This is a genomic window from Roseovarius sp. MBR-154 (assembly GCF_053628595.1).
Window position 1 is genome coordinate 54,634 of record NZ_JBRJGR010000012.1, and the last position, 18,264, is coordinate 72,897.

At 64.4% G+C, this 18,264-nt stretch carries 18 protein-coding genes and 1 riboswitch; of the genes, 10 read left to right on the forward strand and 8 right to left on the reverse strand.

Annotated elements, in window-relative coordinates:
- Nucleotides 1–103: 103 nt before the first annotated feature.
- A riboswitch (cobalamin riboswitch) is annotated at nucleotides 104–312 on the reverse strand.
- A gap of 247 nt (nucleotides 313–559) precedes the next feature.
- Both ACSSV4_RS14845 and tkt read right to left on the reverse strand, forming a co-directional pair.
- Nucleotides 560–1,372 carry a hypothetical protein gene (locus tag ACSSV4_RS14845; protein ID WP_454275910.1) on the reverse strand — a complete coding sequence of 271 codons (813 nt, stop codon included), beginning with the start codon at nucleotides 1,370–1,372 and terminating at the stop codon, nucleotides 560–562.
- A 325-nt stretch (nucleotides 1,373–1,697) separates the two neighbouring features.
- Nucleotides 1,698–3,713, reverse strand: a complete 2,016-nt coding sequence (gene tkt / locus ACSSV4_RS14850; protein ID WP_454275911.1) for a transketolase — start codon at nucleotides 3,711–3,713, stop codon at nucleotides 1,698–1,700.
- A gap of 214 nt (nucleotides 3,714–3,927) precedes the next feature.
- On the opposite strand from tkt, the gene ACSSV4_RS14855 reads away from it, so the two are divergent.
- Genes ACSSV4_RS14855 through ACSSV4_RS14865 form a run of 3 tightly spaced genes read left to right on the forward strand, consistent with a single transcriptional unit; the run spans nucleotide 3,928 to nucleotide 5,252 of the window.
- Nucleotides 3,928–4,425: a hypothetical protein gene (locus ACSSV4_RS14855; protein ID WP_454275912.1), complete on the forward strand. Its 498-nt coding sequence runs from the start codon at nucleotides 3,928–3,930 to the stop codon at nucleotides 4,423–4,425.
- On the forward strand, nucleotides 4,425–4,820 hold the full coding sequence (locus ACSSV4_RS14860) for a cell division protein ZapA (RefSeq protein ID WP_454275913.1): 396 nt from the start codon (nucleotides 4,425–4,427) through the stop codon (nucleotides 4,818–4,820). Before ACSSV4_RS14855 ends, ACSSV4_RS14860 begins: the two co-directional genes overlap by 1 nt.
- 30 nt (nucleotides 4,821–4,850) lie before the next feature.
- The gene (locus tag ACSSV4_RS14865) at nucleotides 4,851–5,252 is read left to right on the forward strand and encodes a DUF1499 domain-containing protein (RefSeq protein WP_454275914.1); all 402 of its coding nucleotides are present in this window, start codon (nucleotides 4,851–4,853) and stop codon (nucleotides 5,250–5,252) included.
- Here ACSSV4_RS14865 and ACSSV4_RS14870 read toward each other — a convergent pair.
- Nucleotides 5,187–5,471, reverse strand: a complete 285-nt coding sequence (locus ACSSV4_RS14870; protein ID WP_454275915.1) for a hypothetical protein — start codon at nucleotides 5,469–5,471, stop codon at nucleotides 5,187–5,189. The genes ACSSV4_RS14865 and ACSSV4_RS14870 overlap by 66 nt on opposite strands.
- Nucleotides 5,472–5,537: 66 nt before the next feature.
- On the opposite strand from ACSSV4_RS14870, the gene prfA reads away from it, so the two are divergent.
- The 6 genes from prfA to ACSSV4_RS14900 all read left to right on the forward strand — a co-directional run bounded on the left by prfA (nucleotide 5,538) and on the right by ACSSV4_RS14900 (nucleotide 11,851).
- Complete coding sequence (prfA, locus tag ACSSV4_RS14875; RefSeq protein WP_454275916.1) at nucleotides 5,538–6,584, forward strand: peptide chain release factor 1; 1,047 nt, start codon at nucleotides 5,538–5,540, stop codon at nucleotides 6,582–6,584.
- Nucleotides 6,581–7,426 carry a peptide chain release factor N(5)-glutamine methyltransferase gene (gene prmC / locus ACSSV4_RS14880; RefSeq protein ID WP_454275917.1) on the forward strand — a complete coding sequence of 282 codons (846 nt, stop codon included), beginning with the start codon at nucleotides 6,581–6,583 and terminating at the stop codon, nucleotides 7,424–7,426. Before prfA ends, prmC begins: the two co-directional genes overlap by 4 nt.
- A 230-nt stretch (nucleotides 7,427–7,656) precedes the next feature.
- A complete protein-coding gene (locus ACSSV4_RS14885; protein WP_454275918.1) occupies nucleotides 7,657–8,274 on the forward strand; it encodes a DUF4167 domain-containing protein in 618 nt (205 codons plus the stop codon).
- A 166-nt stretch (nucleotides 8,275–8,440) separates the two neighbouring features.
- Nucleotides 8,441–9,184, forward strand: a complete 744-nt coding sequence (locus ACSSV4_RS14890) for an RNA methyltransferase (RefSeq protein ID WP_454275919.1) — start codon at nucleotides 8,441–8,443, stop codon at nucleotides 9,182–9,184.
- Between the two features lie 55 nt (nucleotides 9,185–9,239).
- Nucleotides 9,240–10,388 carry a heme A synthase gene (gene ctaA, locus ACSSV4_RS14895; protein ID WP_454275920.1) on the forward strand — a complete coding sequence of 383 codons (1,149 nt, stop codon included), beginning with the start codon at nucleotides 9,240–9,242 and terminating at the stop codon, nucleotides 10,386–10,388.
- Nucleotides 10,385–11,851: a carboxypeptidase M32 gene (locus ACSSV4_RS14900; RefSeq protein WP_454275921.1), complete on the forward strand. Its 1,467-nt coding sequence runs from the start codon at nucleotides 10,385–10,387 to the stop codon at nucleotides 11,849–11,851. The genes ctaA and ACSSV4_RS14900 overlap by 4 nt, the downstream gene beginning before the upstream one ends.
- A gap of 116 nt (nucleotides 11,852–11,967) precedes the next feature.
- Here the strand turns inward: ACSSV4_RS14900 and ACSSV4_RS14905 are convergent, their stop codons facing one another.
- Genes ACSSV4_RS14905 through ACSSV4_RS14925 form a run of 5 tightly spaced genes read right to left on the reverse strand, consistent with a single transcriptional unit; the run spans nucleotide 11,968 to nucleotide 17,817 of the window.
- Nucleotides 11,968–13,248, reverse strand: a complete 1,281-nt coding sequence (locus ACSSV4_RS14905) for an amidohydrolase family protein (RefSeq protein ID WP_454275922.1) — start codon at nucleotides 13,246–13,248, stop codon at nucleotides 11,968–11,970.
- A complete protein-coding gene (locus ACSSV4_RS14910) occupies nucleotides 13,248–14,192 on the reverse strand; it encodes an ABC transporter permease (protein WP_454275923.1) in 945 nt (314 codons plus the stop codon). Before ACSSV4_RS14910 ends, ACSSV4_RS14905 begins: the two co-directional genes overlap by 1 nt.
- Nucleotides 14,193–14,195: 3 nt before the next feature.
- Complete coding sequence (locus ACSSV4_RS14915) at nucleotides 14,196–15,245, reverse strand: ABC transporter permease (protein ID WP_454275924.1); 1,050 nt, start codon at nucleotides 15,243–15,245, stop codon at nucleotides 14,196–14,198.
- Entirely contained in the window at nucleotides 15,235–16,782 is a 1,548-nt protein-coding gene (locus ACSSV4_RS14920; protein WP_454275925.1) for an ABC transporter ATP-binding protein, read from the reverse strand. The genes ACSSV4_RS14915 and ACSSV4_RS14920 overlap by 11 nt, the downstream gene beginning before the upstream one ends.
- Nucleotides 16,783–17,817, reverse strand: a complete 1,035-nt coding sequence (locus tag ACSSV4_RS14925; protein ID WP_454275926.1) for a BMP family protein — start codon at nucleotides 17,815–17,817, stop codon at nucleotides 16,783–16,785. It abuts the gene before it with no gap.
- Nucleotides 17,818–17,827: 10 nt separating this feature from the next.
- Between ACSSV4_RS14925 and ACSSV4_RS14930 the strand changes: the two genes are divergently transcribed.
- Nucleotides 17,828–18,148 (forward strand): hypothetical protein, encoded by a 321-nt coding sequence (locus tag ACSSV4_RS14930; protein ID WP_454275927.1) that lies wholly within the window; start codon nucleotides 17,828–17,830, stop codon nucleotides 18,146–18,148.
- The last annotated feature ends 116 nt before the right edge of the window (nucleotides 18,149–18,264 follow it).

Here is an 18,264-nt window from a genome sequence, read left to right on the forward strand (position 1 = left end):
TGTTCCAAGCTGCGAAGTCATTGGAAAGGACATGGCCCCTCCGCAGACGGTGAAGCGCCACCACTACGGAATAGACCGTTATCCACGGCGCGCCCCGCGCCCGGATAGGGTGATCACCTCGGCAGGTCTCCTGACTCGCGGGTCGTTGCTCTACCGGGCCTTCCCGTCACATGGGGTGACAGTGGCATATGCCGGTATCGCTCGCCGCTTACAGTTGCGGGGGCAGTTACGGAATTGATCCAAGGCGAGGATCGCACCGTATTCCCTTTTCACCGGAAATCTGCATTTCCGGACCGAAGCATCTTTGCGGATAATCCTGACACGGGATTCGTGCAAGGATAAAGATTGCGCGTCCGGTGATCCAGGACGCGAAACGGCCGCCTCTCGGGGGCAGCCCTTGGCAGTAAATGGTGCAGGTGGGCGATACGGGGGGGCGGGGTTCGATGTCTGGTTCGAGGCCACAGCGGAGGGTCACCTGATCCGTGACAGCGAAAGTTCATGCTCCTAGGCTTATGTCCACAAACATCCAGAAGACCTCGCCCTAATCCAAACGTGGAAATCAGTATATCGTTTTCAGAACCTTCGCAGTTCCGGCAACTAAGTCTTCGATCTCTTCTTTGGTAGGTTCTCGGCCTTTGGCATGGTCGCAGATGTTCCGAATGTCGCCAAGGTGCTGAATAAACCGCCATTGCGGCACTGTGATGATCCCGGCGCCTTTCAGGAGTTCGTTGATGTCTGAGATCCCAGGGTTTTTCTTGCGTATTACGATGCTGTGCATGTCACATGCATGATGAAGATGCTTCTCGATAACTACACCGCAGATCGCACCAGCTGCGCGTAGATGCCCGGCCTTGCCCAAGCTGGCCGCCGCCTCGATCTCTGTATCAAACAAGTCTGCCTGTAATACTGCCGTTAGGTCCAGCAGCTTCGAAGTCAATGCGTCTCTTGCTGCTTTTGCCATGTACAACTGCTGTCGGAATTCTGGAATTGCCGCTGCTCCATTAACTATTGCGCCCGTCGGCTTGGTCACACGCAGGTCCTGAAGGCAATCCTTGATCATATAATTTTCGTAACTGATTGTCTTGCGAGCGCGCGGGTACTCAAAGTGCGAGTTAAAGTCGGCGAGTCTGTCAGGGAGGACTTGTTTTATAACCGCTTGGGCCTTTGAGTACCAACTTTGATAGGAAGACAGAAACGACGGGAGAGACTCAAGAAGTTTTGTAACCTGCTGCTCATCTCCATCAAATTGCTTAAGGTAAACGTCATGAACCTCCTGCGGGTAATAGACATATTCTAATGACAGGCAGAGGAGTTCACCCTCGGTGATTAACCCCTCAAGCTCTTCAGAAAACTTTGTTACTCTATCGGACATAATTTTTCGATCCACAAATTGAACCAGTGGGCAGGTTGAATGATTATCGTATTTAACGTCATTGTTTTACAATGCAAAATGCCTTTCAAACATGCGAACGCCGGATATTCGTTCAGAGCGGACCGAACGTCCGCTCAGTCCCACATAGCCGACATCAACCTGCAAAGGCTCCCGAAAATGTCTTCGGGAGCCTTAGCTCGACATCGCCTTGCACGGGCAAGGGGTTTCGCTCAACTCAAGTGTGCATCATTTACTGACAAAGGCCCCCTCGCGGGGGCCTTTGTCGTGGAGCATGCAGCGTGGGAGCCATGGCCCGGCCTGCGGGTCAGAGCAGCGCCTTGACCTTGTCGGCCACGGCCTGCGCCGTGATGCCGAACTGCTCGTAAAGCACCTCGGCGGGGGCGGAGGCGCCGAAATCGTGCATGCCGACGAATTCGCCTTTTTCACGTTTGCCACGCTCGCCGTAGAGCCAGCGATCCCAGCCGAAGCGGATCGCCGCCTCGACCGCGACGCGCACCGGGCCTGCGGGCAGGACACGGCGGCGATAGCTCTCGTCCTGTTCCTCGAAGAGTTCCCAGCAGGGCATGGAGACGACGCGCGTGCCGATCCCGGCCTCTTGCAGGATGTCGCGGGCGGCCATGGCGATGGCGACCTCCGAGCCGGTGGCCAGCAGGATCGCCTGACGTTTTCCTTCCGCCTCGGCCAGAACATAGGCGCCTTGGGCCGTGAGATTCTTGGCCTTGTGCTCGCGGCGCAGGGTCGGCAGGCCCTGACGGGTCAGCGACAGGACCGAGGGTGTTTCCCTGGAATTCAGCGCCAGTTCCCACGCCTCGGCAGTCTCGACCGTATCGCAGGGGCGGAACACCCAGGTGTTGGGGGTGGCGCGCGAAATCGCCAGATGCTCGATTGGCTGGTGGGTCGGGCCATCCTCGCCCAGGCCGATGCTGTCATGGGTCATGACGAACACGGTGGGGATCTTCATCAGCGCGGCGAGGCGCATCGAGGGGCGGGCGTAATCGGTGAAGCACATGAAGGTGCCGCCATAGGGGCGGATGCCGCCATGCAGCACCATGCCGTTCATCGCCGCCGCCATGCCATGTTCGCGGATGCCGTAATGGAGGTAGCGGCCCTTGCGGTTGCCCTCGTCAAAGACGGTCATGTCGCCCGAGCGGGTGTTGTTGGAGCCCGACAGATCCGCCGAGCCGCCGATGGTCTCGGGCATGATCGGGTTGACCACCTCGAGCACCATCTCGCTCGACTTGCGGGTGGCGACCTTGGGGGCTTCTTCGCTGATCTGCTTTTTCAGCGCCTTGATCCGGGCCGAGAGTTTCGACGGCACGTCGCGGGAAAAGATCCGCTCGATCTCGGCCTGACGCTGCGCCGATGCCTCGCCGAGCCGCGCCTGCCAGTCGGCATGCGCCTCCGCACCGCGCTTGCCGATGACCTCCCATGCGGATTTCACATCTGCCGGGATGTCGAAGGCGCCGTGTTGCCAGCCATAGGCCTCTTTCGCCGCCTTGAGCTGATCCGCATCGGTCAGCGCGCCGTGCCCCTTGGAGGTGTCCTGCGCGGCGTGGCCCAATGCGATATGCGTCTTGCAGGCGATCATCGAGGGCTTGCGCGTGCGCTTGGCCTCGGTCAATGCGGCGTCGATCGCCGCCGGGTCGTGGCCGTCGATTTCCTGCACGTGCCAGCCGCTGGCGCGGAAGCGTTTCACCTGATCGGTGCGGTCGGCCAGATCGACGGCGCCGTCGATGGTGATGCTGTTGTTGTCCCACAGCACCACGAGCTTGCCCAGACCCTGACGCCCGGCCAGGCTGATCGCCTCCTGGCTCACGCCCTCCATCAGGCAGCCGTCACCGGCGATCACATAGGTGTGGTGATCCATCAGTTGCTTGCCGAAGCGCGCGCGCAGGGCCTCTTCGGCGATGGCGAAGCCGACCGAATTGGCGAGCCCCTGCCCGAGCGGGCCGGTGGTGGTCTCGATCCCCTTGGCATGGCCGTATTCCGGGTGGCCTGCGGTTTTCGATCCCCATTGCCGGAAATTGCGGATCTGATCGAGCGTCATGTCCTCGTAGCCGGTGAGGTAGAGCAGCGAATAGAGCAGCATCGAGCCGTGGCCCGCCGACAGGATGAAGCGGTCACGGTCCGGCCAGTCGGGGTTGGCGGGGTCGAACTTGAGATGCTTTTCAAAGAGCACGGTGGCGACATCGGCCATGCCCATGGGCATGCCGGAATGGCCGGAATTGGCGGCGGCGACGGCGTCGAGGGTCAGCGCGCGGATGGCGGTGGCCTTCATCCAGTGATCGGGGTTGGCAGAGCGCAGGGCGGCGATATCCACGGGGCGAGCATCCTTTGGAAGTGGCAACAGATGGTCGCTGCATATCAGCCCGGCGCAGAAGTTCAAGCGCGCGCCGCCTGTTCACGGGCGTCTGACGGGGGGTCTTGCGCCAAAGGGCGCGCATTTCCCCGCAGTTTTGGCTAGACTTGAACAAAACCGGTCCGGTATGCGATTCGTGTGGCAAACGGGCCAAGAGACGTGAGGGGTCGAGGAGATGAGCCAGATAGACGAGTTGCAGGCGCGGATCACCGCCGCGCTGGACCGGATCACCAAGGGTCTCGAGGGGCGCGAGGCGGCGGGCGACCCGGCCGAGGTGGTCAAGCTGCGTCAGGATCTCGAGGACGAGAAGCTTGCCAACGCCCAGCTGGAAGAGCGGGTGTGCTCGTTGCACGAGCGGCTTGCGGCCCGCGACGCGGAGCTGGAGGCGGCGCGCGGCGCGCAGGCCGACAATCTGCGCAGGCTCGATGCCGATCTGCAATCGCTGCGCAAGGCGAACCAGCAGTTGCGCGACAACAACCAGGCCCTGCGCGAGGCGCATCAGGCAGGCGCGGTCGAGCCGCATCTGATCAACAAGTCGATGCTGGCCGAGTTGGAGGGCTTGCGCGCCGTGCGCGCCGCCGACCGTGACGAGGTCGAGGCGGTGCTGGCCGAGCTGGGCCAGGTCATCGCCGAGGCCGGGGACGACACCGCAACCGAGACGGAGGACGCCTGATGCCCGAGGTGAAGATCGAGATCGGCGGGCGCAGCTTTGATGTCGCCTGTCAGGAGGGCGAAGAGCATTACCTGCACTCCGCCGCGCGGATGCTGGACGAGGAAGCCGGAGTGCTTGCCGCGCAGATCGGGCGCATTCCCGAGGCGCGGATGTTGCTGATGGCGGGGCTGATGCTGGCCGACAAGACCGCCGGTTTGCAGGACAAGCTGCGCGAGGCCGAGGACAGGCTGGCCGAGCGCGAGGCGGAGCTGGACCAGTTGCGCAATGCTCCCGCCCCCGAGGCCGAACGTGTGGAAGTGCCGGTGGTGCCGCAGGACGTGACCGAAACCCTGGCCGAGATCGCCGCGCGTGCCGAGGCGCTGGCCGAAACGGTGGACGGGCAGCGTGCGGGCTGAGCCGGACGCGGGCCGGGATCGGGGGACCGGATGAAGCTCGCCATCGGACTTGTGCTGGTACTGATCGTGGCTGCGCTGGGCTTCATCCGGCTCGCGCCGTCGGACCCGGCGCGCTGGCACCAGATGCCCGAGAGCGTGACCGATCGCGATCTGGAGGGCGGCGCGATGCGGCGGGTCGAGGGCGATCTGGCCGCGCTGGATGCGATCATCCGCGACACGCCGCGCACGCGCGTTCTGGCGGGCAGTCTGGATCAGGGCATGATCACCTACGTGACCCGCAGCCGCGTCTTCGGCTTTCCCGATTACACCACGGTGCGGCAGAGTGACGACATGCTGGACATCTACGGGCGTCTGCGCTTTGGCAAGTCAGATCTGGGCGTGAATGCCGCCCGTATCGAGCGCTGGCTCGAACGGCTCGCTCAGGCTGGATGACAGGCAGCCATCGCTGACCTTGCGCCAGATCGGCACGTTGAGCGACATCGCGCATTTGGCCATGAACATCCGGCCATCGACCCGCAGGCAGATCATCTCGCCCATCTCGACGCGCGCGCCCTGGGTGTCGGTGCAGTAGCATTCCACCGTCTTGCCGCCGATGGTGGCATCCGAAAGCGCGGGCGTGGCCGCGAACAGGAGGGGCAAGAGCAGTCTCATGCCACCTGTTTACCACAGCTTTGCGCCCTTGACCAAGTCACAAGGATGGGACAGAGGATCAACCCCATGGTGCCATTGGACAGACTGAACGAGATCGTGCAGCGTTTCGAATATATCGAGGCGCGGATGACGCAGGGCGGCGGCGATATCGCGCAGCTGGGCCGCGAATATGCCGAGTTGCGCCCGGTGGTCGAGGAAATCCGCGCCTATCGGCAGGCCCTGTGGGATATCGAGGCGGCGCGGGGATTGCTGGATGATCCGGACCTGTGCGATCTGGCGCAGGCCGAGATCGCGGAGCTGGAGGCGCGTCTGCCGGAGATGGAGGCGGCGCTGCAACTGGCGCTTTTGCCGCGCGACAAGGCCGACAGCCGCGCCGCGATCCTGGAAATCCGCCCCGGCACCGGGGGTGAGGAAGCCGCGCTTTTCGCCGCCGACCTGATGCGCATGTATCACCGCTATGCCGAGGCGCAGGGCTGGTCCTTCGAGGTGATCGAGGAGCAGTGGAGCGAGTTGGGGGGGCTGCGCGAACTTGTGGCGCGGGTGGGCGGCGAGGGTGTCTTTGCCCGGCTCAAGTTCGAATCCGGCGTCCACCGTGTGCAGCGCGTGCCCGAGACCGAGAGCGGCGGGCGCATCCACACCTCGGCTGCCACCGTCGCGGTTCTGCCCGAGGCCGAGGATGTCGATATCCAGATCGACCCGAACGATCTGCGCATCGACACGATGCGCTCCTCCGGTGCGGGCGGGCAGCATGTGAACACCACCGATTCGGCGGTGAGGATCACCCATATTCCCACCGGGCTGGTGGTCACCAGCAGCCAGAAATCGCAGCACCGCAACCGCGAGATTGCGATGGACGTGCTGAAATCGCGGCTCTTTGACATGGAGCGCAGCCGGGTCGACGGCGAACGCTCGGCCAGCCGTGCCGCGCAGGTGGGCAGCGGCGACCGCTCGGAGCGCATCCGCACGTATAATTTCCCGCAAGGCCGGATGACCGACCACCGCATCAACCTGACGCTCTACAAGCTCGATCAGGTGATGCAGGGCGATCTCGACGAGGTGATCGACGCGCTGACGGCGGATGCGCAGGCCACGCTGCTGGCCGAGATGACGTGAGCGCACAGGCGGCCCTTGTCGCGGCCACGCGGGCCTTGCAGGCGGCGAGGATCGAGGGCGCGCCCGGTGATGCGCGCGTATTGCTGGCCGCGGCGATGCAGGTGCCGCGCGACCGGCTGACCTTGCATCTGGGCGATGATCTCGATGCGGTGGCAGCGGCACGGTTCGACGCGATGATCGCACGGCGTATGGCGCGCGAGCCGGTGGCGAAGATCATCGGGCGGCGCGCGTTCTGGGGGCGCAGCTTTGAGGTGACGGCAGATGTGCTCGACCCGCGCCCGGAAACCGAATGCCTGATCGCCGAGGCGCTGCGCGGCCCGGTACCGGCGCGGCTGCTCGATCTCGGCACCGGCAGCGGGATCATCGCGGTGACGCTGCTGGCGGAATGGCCCGTAGCGCAGGGCGTGGCCACCGATATCAGCGCGGCGGCGCTTGAGGTGGCGGGGCGCAACGCGGCGCGGCACGGGGTGGGTGCGCGGCTCGATCTTTGCCGCTCTGACTGGTTCGCGCAGGTCACTGGTGGGTTTGACCTGATCGTGTCGAACCCGCCCTATATCGCGGCGGCGGAGATGGCGGATCTCAGCCCCGAGGTGCGCGGTCATGACCCCCAAGCCGCGCTCACCGATGGCGCGGACGGGCTTTCGGCCTACCGGAGGATCGCAGCGGGGGCCGGAGCGCATCTGCGCCCCGGTGGCCGTATCGCGATGGAAATCGGCTGGCAGCAGGGTGCGCAGGTGCGCGATATCCTTTGCGCGGCGGGCTTTGCCGAGGTGGGCGTGCTGCCCGATCTCGATGGGCGCGAGCGCGTCGTTCTGGGCAGGTGGCCGGGGATTTCGGGGTGATTTGCGCGATCTGGCCACCAAAATCCGCGCAAAGTGAATAAAAATCGCGCTTTCCTCTTGTGCGGCGCGGTCCGGCGTGTTTAGTGGAGGGTATCAAGACGGCGGATGCCCGGTAAGGGCGGTCCCGCTTGGTGCCAAGCCAATACATGTCCGATCCGGCAGATTTCGGCGCAAGGACGCGCCAGTTCGGATCAAGCGACGCATTGACCACAAGGCTGGACTGCAAAAACATGAGATCATCCAAGTCACGTTCGCGGAACAAGCCGAGCCGCAACCGCTCGGTCGGGAATATCGTCAACCGGGTCTTCGACAGCTCCGGGCCCGAGGGCAAGGTGCGCGGCACGCCGCAGCAAATCATCGAGAAATACAATCAGCTCGCCCGCGACGCGCAAGTGTCGGGCGACCGGGTCGCCACCGAGAATTTCCAGCAGCATGCCGAGCACTATCTGCGCATGCTGGGCGAGGCGCAGAAGGAACAGGATGCGCGCCGCGAGGAGCAGGAACGGCAGAACCGCGACCGACAGGGTGATCGCGACCGTGACCGTGGCGAGCGTCCGCAGGGCGGGCGTGACGATGGCCAGACCCGCGACGACGGCGACACTGGCGGCCATGACACGCACAGGCAGCCTGCTGATCCGGCCCGCAGCGTGCAGCCTGACGTGATCGACAGCGACAGCGAGAGCGGTCTGGTCGAGACGCCGGAGAGCCAGGACAAGCCCGCGCCGCAGAAACGCCCACGCAAGCCGCGCGCCAAGAAACCCGCCAAACCCGAGGGTGGCGAGGATCAGGCGCAGGGCGGCGAGGCCAAGGATGCCACGTCCGGCGGCCCGGCGGAAGCGGCGGAATAAGCCGCAATGTGATCGAATGGCAAAGGGCGTGCGACCGAACGGGGCGCGCGCCCTTTTGCTTGGGGTGCGCATGAGTATTTTCAGAACGGTGAACGCCAGGGGCTTTTCAGTTCCGCGGCCCTGTCCTAAACCCGGCGCGCCGCCGATCCGATAAAAGAGAGAACCGATGCCGACTGACCGACCGCAGCCTGCCTTCGTGCTCGTGCGCCCGCAGATGGGCGAGAACATCGGGGCTGCGGCGCGGGCGATGTGGAATTTCGGCCTTGACCGGATGCGCATCGTGGCGCCGCGCGATGGCTGGCCCAACCCCAGGGCCGTGGCGATGGCGAGCGGGGCCGGGCGGCTGCTGGACGAGGCGCTGCTGGTCGAGACGACGGCAGAGGGCGTGGCCGATTGCGCCTATGTCTTTGCCACCACGGCGCGGGCGCGGGGGCTGACCAAGCCGGTCTTCAGCCCCGAACGCGCGATGGCGCTGGCCGCCGAAAAGATCGCCGAGGGGCAGAAGGTGGCCGTGCTTTTCGGCCCCGAACGTGCCGGGCTGGAGAATGACGATATCGCGCGGGCCAATGCGATCATCAACGTGCCGGTGAACCCCGAATTTGCCAGTCTCAACCTTGCGCAATGCGTGCTTCTGACCGCTTATGAATGGCAGCGCGCCGCGGGCGAGGTGGTGCATGAGCGCATGGACATGGCCAAATCCGACTGGGCGGAACAGATCGAGATCGACAAGCTGGCGGAGCATTACGAGGAGCGGCTGGGCGAGGCGGGGTTCTTTTTCCCCGCGCACAAGGCCGAAAGCATGAAGGTCAACCTGCGCAACCTCTGGAGCCGGATGCCGCTGACCCGCGCCGATGTGCAGATGCTGCACGGCGTGTTGCGGCAGATGGTCCGCTGGAAGGAGCGCGGTTGAAGCGGCGGGGTCCGCGACCTAAGCTGTCGGGCGGTCGGAACCGGAAAGGCGGGACATGAGCGGGAAACGCAGTATTTTCGAAGAGGTGGGCGGCACCGAGACGCCCAAGCAGGCCCCCAAGGGCGGCATGATCGACGCGCGAAGGCGCGGCGCGCGGCGCGGCATTCGGCTGTGGCTGATGATCCTCTTTGCGCTGGTGGTGGTGATGATCGCTGTGGGCGGGCTCACCCGGCTCACGGATAGCGGGCTGTCGATCACCGAGTGGAAGCCGGTGACCGGGGCGCTGCCGCCGATGTCGGAGGCGGTCTGGCAAGAGGAATTCGACAAGTATCGCGCCATCCCACAATACGAGATCATGAACAAGGGCATGAGTTTGGCCGAGTTCAAGGTGATCTATTGGTGGGAATGGGGCCATCGCCAATTGGGCCGGGTCATCGGGCTGGTCTGGGCGCTGGGCTTTTTCGGCTTTCTGCTGGCGCGGCAGATTCCCAAGGGCTGGATCGGGCGTCTTCTTGGCCTTGGCGCGCTGGGCGGGGCTCAGGGCGCAATCGGCTGGTGGATGGTGTCCTCGGGGCTGGGCGACGGAATGATCGCGGTGGCGTCCTATCGGCTGGCCACGCATCTGGGGCTGGCCTTTGTCATTCTCGGGCTGATTGCCTGGTATGTCTTTGCGCTTGGCCGTGAGGAGCGGGAATTGATGCAGGCGCGGCGGGCGCGGGAGGGCAGGCTGTTCGGCCTTTCCACCGGGCTCATGCATTTTGCCTTTCTGCAAATCCTTCTGGGCGCGCTGGTGGCGGGCATCGACGCAGGCCGCAGCTATACCGACTGGCCGCTGATGGCCGGGGGCCTTCTGCCGCCCGACATGATGGACCTTGCGCCGTGGTGGCGCAATTTCTTCGAGAACCCCGGCACGGTGCAGTTCATCCACCGGGTCAGCGGCTATCTGCTGCTGGCCTTTGCCGTGGTGGTCTGGCTGCGCGGGCGGCGCTCTGCGCATCAGGTGACGCGCGGCGCGTTCACCGCGATGTTCGCGGTGCTGCTGTTGCAGATGAGCCTCGGGATCATGACGGTGCTTTATGTCGCGCCGTGGCATCTGGCCATCGCGCATCAATTCGTGGCGGTGGTGCTCTGGGTGCTGATCCTGCGGGCGCGGTTCCTGAGCCAGTATCCGCGCGCCACATCGATCCGGGGGAGGACGGCATGACGGCCTATGATGATCTGATGGCGCTGGAGCGCGATACGCAGGCGCTGGCACAGGTGGCCGGGCGGCTGGCATGGGATCAGGAAACCATGATGCCGCGCGGCGCCGCCGAGCAACGCGCCGAGGAGACAGGCACGATGCAGGCGGTGTTGCACGCGCGGCGCTGTGATCCCCGCCGCGGCGATCTGCTGGCCGAAGCGGAGGCGGAGGCGACGGACGAGGTGGCCCGCGCGCAGCTGCGCCATATCCGCCGCGACTATGACCGCGCCACGCTGGTGCCCGGCGATCTGGCGGTGGCGCTCGCGCGCCTGACCAGCCGAGCGCAGGGGCAATGGGCCGAGGCGCGGGCGGCGGATGATTACGCGGCCTTTGCGCCGGTGCTGGCCGAGGTGATCCGATTGAAACGCGAAGAGGCCGCCGCCGTGGCGCGCGGGCGCGACCTCTATGATGCGCTGATTGATGATTTCGAGCCTGAGATGACGGCGGCGCGGCTCGACGCGATGTTTTCGGAGATGCGGCCCCGGCTGGTCGATCTGCGCGCCCGGGCGCTGGAGCGCGACTGGCCCGCGCTGGACGCGCATTTCGACGAGCAGGCGCAACTGCGCCTGTCGCGCGAATTGGCGCGCCGGTTCGGCTATGATTTCGCGCGCGGGCGGCTCGACATGGCGGTGCATCCGTTCAGTTCGGGCAGCGGCGACGATGTGCGGATCACCACGCGGGTGAGCGAGCAGGATCCATTCAACTGCCTCTATTCGACGATCCACGAGGTCGGCCACGCCTGTTACGAGCAGGGCATCGACCCGGATTATCGCCTCACGCCGCTGGGGCAGGGCGTGTCGATGGGCGTGCATGAAAGCCAGAGCCGCATCTACGAGAACCAGCTGGGGCGCAGCCGGGCGTTCACCGGCTGGCTCTTTGGCCGGATGCGCGAGGCGTTCGGCGATTTCGGGGTGGATGACGCCGACACCTTCTACCGCGCGGTCAACCGGGTGCATCGCGGGTTCATCCGCACCGAGGCGGATGAGGTGCAATATAACCTGCATATCAATCTGCGGTTCGATCTGGAAACGGCGCTGATCGCGGGCGATCTGTCGACGGATGATCTGGAGGCCGCGTGGAATGACCGGTTCAGGTCGGATTTCGGCTATGCGGTGGATCGGGCGGCCAACGGCGTGTTGCAGGATGTGCATTGGTCGGTCGGCCTCTTCGGCTATTTCCCGACCTACAGCCTGGGCAATGTCTATGCCGGCTGTCTTTACCAGGCGATGCGCGGGGCGGTGCCGGATCTGGAGGTACATCTGTCGCGCGGCGATCTGGGCGGGGTGACAACGTGGCTGCGCGCGCAGGTGCAGGTGCATGGCGGGCGGTTCGCCCCCGCCGAGGTGATCGCGCGCGCCTGTGGCGGCGCGCAGCCCACGGCAGGTCCGTTGCTGGATTATCTGGAGGAGAAATTCGGAGAGCTTTGAGCGGGGGCGGGTCTGGCCTGGCTGGCGGGTTCAAGCCGGAGCACGGGTGCATGTGGGGTGACGCTCATAGCAACCGATCGAACGTTCCCGATGAAATGTCATTGTAAATCCGAATATCAACGGTCCTGCCGGTGCCGCCGTCGGATCGTGTCGGGACGCCCGGGCAAGGAAAGGGTCGCGTCCTGACGCGGGGTCCTGGCAATGACCCGGCCTTTGGAGACCACCGCAAGCCGCGCCGGGCGCAGGCGCAGCGCCTCGATCGGATCACCGGCATCGAGCACTACCAGTGACGCCTGTGCGCCGACCTGCAAGCCATAGCCCTCAAGCCCCATGATGCGGGCGTTCTGGGTGGTGACCATGTCAAAGCAACGCCGCATCTCGTCGGGATGCGACATCTGCGCCACATGCAGCCCCATGAAGGCCACATCAAGCATGTCCGCCGTGCCGAGCGAATACCACGGATCAAGCACGCAATCCTGACCCCAGCCGACGGTGATGCCCTGCGCCTGCATCTCCTTGACCCGCGTCAAGCCACGGCGTTTGGGAAAGGTGTCGTGCCGCCCCTGCAACATGATGTTGATCGCCGGATTGGGGATCGCCGCGACCCCGGCCTCGGCCATCAGCGGCAGGAGTTTCGAGACATAATAGTTGTCCATCGAGTGCATCGAGGTCAGATGACTGCCCGCAACGCGGCCCTGCAAGCCGAGGCGCTGCGCCTCAAAGGCGAGGGTTTCGATATGGCGGCTCTGGGGGTCGTCGGTCTCGTCGCAATGCATATCGACGCGCAGGCCACGCGCCGCCGCCAACTCGCAGAGTTCCCGCACAGACGCCGCGCCATCGGCCATGGTGCGTTCGAAATGCGGAATGCCGCCGACCACATCCACCCCCATGTCAAGCGCGCGAATGGTGTTGTCGCGCGCGGCGTTGTCGCGGTAAAATCCGTCTTGCGGAAAGGCCACCAGTTGCAGGTCGATGTAGCCCTTGACCTTGTCGCGGACCTCGAGCATCGCCGCCACCCCAAGCAGGCGGTCGTCGCAGGTATCGACATGGCTGCGGATCGCCAGAAGGCCCATGCTCGCGGCCCAATCGCAATACTCCAGCGCGCGGGCGACCATCTCTTCCTGGGTCACGATCTGTTTCAATTCGCCCCAAAGACCGATCCCCTCAAGCAGGGTGCCGCTGGCGTTCACGCGCGGGATGCCATAGCTCAGCGTCGCATCCAGGTGAAAATGCGGATCGACGAACGGCGGGCTGACAAGATCGCCAGTGGCGTTGATCACCTCGCCGGCCTCGGTCGCGCCAAGATCACCAATCGCCGTGATCTCGGGCCCGGTGATGCCGATATCGGCCAGTCGGCCATCCGGCAATGTGCCGCCCCTGACGACCAGATCGAACATCAGCGTTCTCCTTTGTTGAACGGCACCATGAGGGCGCCCGGCACCTCGGCGCGGCGCGACATCACGATAAGCGCCAGGATCGACAGAACATAGGGCGTCATCAGGAATATCTGATAGGGGATGTCGGCACCGAGCGGCGTCTGCTGCACCCGGATTTGCAGCGCATCGAACGCCGCGAAAAGCACCGCGCCCAACAGGGCCTTGCCCGGCTTCCACGCGCCGAACACCACCAGCGCGATACAGATCCAGCCGCGCCCGTTGACCATCTCGAAGAAGAAGGAATCAAACGCCGACATGGTGAGGAACGCGCCGCCCATGGCCATGAAACCGCTGCCGATAATCACCGCGCCCATGCGGATACCCATCACCGAAAGCCCCTGCGCCGCCACCGCCGCAGGGTTTTCCCCCGCCGCGCGCAGCGCCAGACCGAACGGTGTGCGATAAAGTACCAGTGACACCACCGGGACCAGAACAAAGGCCAGATAGGTCATCGGCGTCTGTGCAAACAGCGCCGGACCGATCAGCGGGATATCCGACAGGAGCGGGATCTCGAACGGCTGAAACGCGGTGATCTTGGGCGGGCTTGTCACCTCGGGCAAGGCAAGGCGATAGGCGTAATAGGTGCTTGAGGTCGCCAGCAGGGTCACGCCCAGACCGACCACATGCTGCGACAGACCAAAGGGCACGGTCAGCAGGCTATGGACCAGTCCGAACGCCATGCCGACCACCATCGCCACCATCACCCCGGTCCAGAGACCGGTGCCGGAATAGACGGCCATCCAGCCGGCAAAGGCCCCCGCAACCATGATCCCCTCGATCCCGAGGTTCAGCACGCCGGCGCGTTCACAGATCAACTCGCCCAGGGTGGCAAAGACAAGCGGGCTCGCGATGCGGATCGCGGCGGCCCAGAAGCTGGCGGAGAGGAGAATATCAAGGATGTCCATGCGCTATTCCCTCACCACCCGGAACCGGGTGAGCAATATCGCCAGCACCATCAGCAAGAGCGCCGTTGCGAGCATGATATCGGCAAGATAGGTGGGCACGCCAACCGCACGGCTCATGCTGTCTGCGCCGACGAAAATCCCCGCCACGAAAAGCGCGGCGCCGACCACCGCCAGCGGGTTGAGCAAAGCCAGCATCGCCACGATGATGCCGGTATAGCCAAAGCCGGGCGACAGATCGAGCGTCAGGCTGCCCTTTACGCCGGCCACCTCGGAAAACCCCGCCAGCGCCGCCAATCCGCCCGACAAAAGCGCGGTCTTGATCAGTACGCCATTGACCGGAATGCCCGCAAAACGCGCCGCATCGCGGTTAAGTCCGACGGCGCGCATCTCATAGCCAAGCGTCGTGCGCCGCTGAATGACCCAGACAAGGGCCGCCGCAATGATCGCAAGGCCAAACCCCCAGTGCAGGCGCAGCCCCTCTGCCAGTCGCGGCATCCGCGCCTCGGCGATCAGGCGTTCGGATTTCGGCCAGCCCATGCCCATCGGGTCCTTGAGCGGCCCCTCCAGGAGCATCGAGATAAAGAGCAGAAAGATAAAGTTGAACAAGAGCGTCGTGACCACCTCGTCAACGCCAAAGCGCACCTTCAACAGCGCCGGTACCAACAGCACAAGCGCGCCGGCCAGCATCGCGGCAAGCGCAAGCGTGGGCAAGAGCGCCGCCGCCCCCCAGGGCAGCGCCCCGGTGCCCAGCACCACGGTGATCAGCGCCCCTGCGTACAACTGTGCCTCGGCCCCGATATTCCAGAGCCGTGCGCGAAACGACACCGCGACCGAGAGGCCGGTAAAGACAAGCGGCGTGGCGCGGTTCAGGGTCTCCAACAGCGCGAATTTCGAGCCGAACGCGCCCTTCAGGATCAGGCCCAGCACAGCAAACGGATTGGCCCCGGCCAGCATCGCCAGCAGGGAGGCCACCACGACCGTTGTCGCGATCGCGATCATGGGCGGCAGGGTCGTGCGCGCAAGGCTTGGGTTGTCGATCGGTTCAAGGCGCATGCGCCATCCCCTCGTCAAACCCATGCCCGGCCATCCACACGCCAAGATCCGCGGGAGCCATGCTGCCGCGGGCAAATTCGGGCGACAGCCGACCCTCGGAAATCACATGGATCACGTCCGACAGCGCCATGATCTCGTCGAGATCCTCGGAAATCAACAACACCGCCGCGCCGCGCGCGCGCGCCGCCAAAAGCTGCGCATGAACATAGTTGACCGCACCGATATCAAGCCCGCGCACCGGCTGATTGGCGAGGATGATGCGCGGCGTGGCCTCAAGCACCCGGCCAAGGATCAGCTTTTGCATGTTGCCCCCCGACAACAGCCTGATCCGCGTCTCGGGCCCCGGACAGCGCACGTCATAGCGCGCGATGATCTCTTGCGTCGCGGTTCCGGCACGGGCCCAGTTCATCCAGCCGTGCCTGCTCATCGGCGCGGTGTGATAGCTTTCGAGAATGGCGTTTTCGGTCAGGTTGAAATCGGCAATCGTGCCGGTTTTGTGCCGGTCTTCGGGGATGCGCGCGATGCCGCTTTGCACGGCGCGGCGTGGCGACCACTGCGCGACGTTGGCGCCATCGAGATCAAGCTGACCGCTTTGCGGCGCACACAGCCCGCCGATCAGATCGGCAAGTGCCGCCTGTCCGTTGCCCGACACACCTGCCAGCCCGGTGATCTGACCGGCGCGCAGGGCGAGCGAGACCGATTTAAGCCCCGGCGCACTGCCCTGATCGGGCGTGGTGACATCGCCAAGCCGCAACAGCGCCGCGCCGGGGGTGGCGGGGGCGACCCTGGGGGCACTCACCTCGGCGCCGACCATGGCGGCGGCAAGGGCGTGGCGGTCGGTGTCGCGGGTGGCCATCTCGGCCACAAGCCGCCCATGGCGCAGGATCACCACGCGATCCGAAATATCCATCACCTCGTGCAACTTGTGACTGATGAACACGATCGACAGGCCAAGCGCCACCGCCTTGCGCAGGGTGGCAAACAGATCGTCGGTTTCCTGCGGGGTCAGCACCGCCGTCGGCTCGTCCAGAATAAGGATCCTGGCCTCGCGGTAGAGCGCCTTGAGGATCTCGACCCGCTGCCGCTCGCCCACGGTGAGGGTGCCGACGCGGGCATCGGGATCGACCGCAAGCCGGAAATCATCGGCCAGCTTGCGGATCCTGGCCCGCACCGCCCCGCGATCAAGCCGGGGCTGCCAGAGCGGCACCGTGCCAAGGGCCACGTTTTCCAGCACGGTCATGTTGTCGGCCAGCGTGAAATGCTGATGCACCATGCCAACGCCCGCATCCAATGCGGCGCGCGGATTGCCCGGCGGCAGGGCACGCCCGAACACCTCGACCGCGCCGCTATCGGCGGTGTACTGGCCAAAGAGGATGTTCATCAGCGTGGTCTTGCCCGCGCCGTTCTCGCCCAGAAGTGCGATCACCTCACCGCGATGCAAGGAGAAGCTGACCGCGTCATTCGCGACCAGCTTGCCAAAGGTCTTGGTAATGCGATCAAGGCGCAGAACGACCTGCGCCGCCTCTGCGCCCGTCATTCAGGACGACTTCGGTTCTTCGTCGTTGATCTCAACCGTGAAGGTGCCCGCCTTGATCGCCGCGCTGCGCTCTTTGACAAGCGCCATGGCGGCCTCGGGCACCTTGCCCTCGAACGTGCCAAGCGGCGCCAGCGACGAGCCGCCCTCGCTCATGAACGAATAGACCCCGTAATCGGCGGCCTTGAAGGTGCCGGCGTTCACTTCGGCAATCGCCTTGTCCAGCGTCGGCTCGAAATGCCAGATCGCCGAGGCGACAACCGTATCGGGATAATCGGCCTGCGTGTCGATCACGTTGCCAATCGCGAGGATGCCCTTTTCCGCCGCAGCATCCGACACGCCAAAGCGTTCGGCGTACAAGATGTCTGCGCCGTTCTCGATCATCGCAAAGGCGGTTTCCTTGGCCTTGGGCGGATCGAACCACGAGCCGATGAAGCTGACCTGAAACTTGATATCCAGGTTCATCTCGCGGGCACCGGCCATGAAGGCATGCATCAGGCGGTTGACCTCAGGGATCGGAAAGCCGCCGACCATGCCGATATTGGCGGATTCGGTCATCGCGCCTGCGATGATGCCCGAGAGGTAGGAGGCGTCCTGAATATAGTTGTCGAACACCGCGAAATTCGGCAGCGCCGCATCCTGTTTGAAGCTGGAACCCATCAGAAAGGCGATGTCCGGGTAATCGGCGGCAACTTCGCGCGCTTCCTGTTCCACGGCGAAGACCTCGCCGATGATGAGCTTGTAGCCTTGTTCGGCATATTCGCGCATCACGCGGGCATAGTCGGTATTGCTGACATTTTCCGAATAGACATAGTCCACATCGCCGCGTTCCTGCGCGGTCACGGCGGCCTTGTGAATGCGGCTGACCCATTGCTGTTCGACCGGTACGGTATAAATCCCGGCGGTCTTGATCGGCTCGGCGGCGCGCAGGGGCGTGGCCAGCGTCGAGGCCCCGGCAACAAGCGCCGCAGCGGTGGTTGTGGTCATGAACTGGCGGCGTGACAGGGGCAGATTGGTCCGTGCTTTGGGGGTGGTCATAACGGTCTCCTTGTTGGGCAGCTTTTTGTTTTACCGGTTGATAAAATTATTTCTGCGGCATGTCAGCAAATTTGTGCGCTGCGCCATGACAAACCGCAAGCCCCGCCTGCAAAATAAGCAGCGTCTCAGCACGCGCCTGCTGGCACTTGCATGGTGGCGACATGATCCGTTTCCATTTCGCGCCGGACATGCATGGCGCGTGCAGACTGTGGCAGGTTTATATGTGGCGGCGAGGCAGCATTCGAGCTCTGAGCGGTTCCGGTCCCAATCTCCCGTACATGGCGCGTTTGAGGGGTTCCAGTCGGGTGAACTGACCTTCGACCTGCGGTGATGATACCACCGCGCCTCTCGATCGCCTGACCCACCTCGACAACTTTGCGCGTCGCATCAGGACATTGCAAGGCCCCTGCCGGAATGGGTTCAAGGTCGCTGATTTCGCCCTGATCC

Bases quoted from the DNA above. Each gene is read 5' to 3' on its own strand.
- ACSSV4_RS14845 (WP_454275910.1), bottom strand. From the start codon at position 1,372: ATGTCCGATAGAGTAACAAAGTTTTCTGAAGAGCTTGAGGGGTTAATC.
- ACSSV4_RS14855 (WP_454275912.1), top strand. From the start codon at position 3,928: ATGAGCCAGATAGACGAGTTGCAGGCGCGGATCACCGCCGCGCTGGAC.
- ACSSV4_RS14860 (WP_454275913.1), top strand. From the start codon at position 4,425: ATGCCCGAGGTGAAGATCGAGATCGGCGGGCGCAGCTTTGATGTCGCC.
- ACSSV4_RS14865 (WP_454275914.1), top strand. From the start codon at position 4,851: ATGAAGCTCGCCATCGGACTTGTGCTGGTACTGATCGTGGCTGCGCTG.
- ACSSV4_RS14870 (WP_454275915.1), bottom strand. From the start codon at position 5,471: ATGAGACTGCTCTTGCCCCTCCTGTTCGCGGCCACGCCCGCGCTTTCG.
- prfA (WP_454275916.1), top strand. From the start codon at position 5,538: ATGGTGCCATTGGACAGACTGAACGAGATCGTGCAGCGTTTCGAATAT.
- ACSSV4_RS14885 (WP_454275918.1), top strand. From the start codon at position 7,657: ATGAGATCATCCAAGTCACGTTCGCGGAACAAGCCGAGCCGCAACCGC.
- ACSSV4_RS14890 (WP_454275919.1), top strand. From the start codon at position 8,441: ATGCCGACTGACCGACCGCAGCCTGCCTTCGTGCTCGTGCGCCCGCAG.
- ctaA (WP_454275920.1), top strand. From the start codon at position 9,240: ATGAGCGGGAAACGCAGTATTTTCGAAGAGGTGGGCGGCACCGAGACG.
- ACSSV4_RS14900 (WP_454275921.1), top strand. From the start codon at position 10,385: ATGACGGCCTATGATGATCTGATGGCGCTGGAGCGCGATACGCAGGCG.
- ACSSV4_RS14905 (WP_454275922.1), bottom strand. From the start codon at position 13,248: ATGTTCGATCTGGTCGTCAGGGGCGGCACATTGCCGGATGGCCGACTG.
- ACSSV4_RS14910 (WP_454275923.1), bottom strand. From the start codon at position 14,192: ATGGACATCCTTGATATTCTCCTCTCCGCCAGCTTCTGGGCCGCCGCG.
- ACSSV4_RS14915 (WP_454275924.1), bottom strand. From the start codon at position 15,245: ATGCGCCTTGAACCGATCGACAACCCAAGCCTTGCGCGCACGACCCTG.
- ACSSV4_RS14920 (WP_454275925.1), bottom strand. From the start codon at position 16,782: ATGACGGGCGCAGAGGCGGCGCAGGTCGTTCTGCGCCTTGATCGCATT.
- ACSSV4_RS14925 (WP_454275926.1), bottom strand. From the start codon at position 17,817: ATGACCACCCCCAAAGCACGGACCAATCTGCCCCTGTCACGCCGCCAG.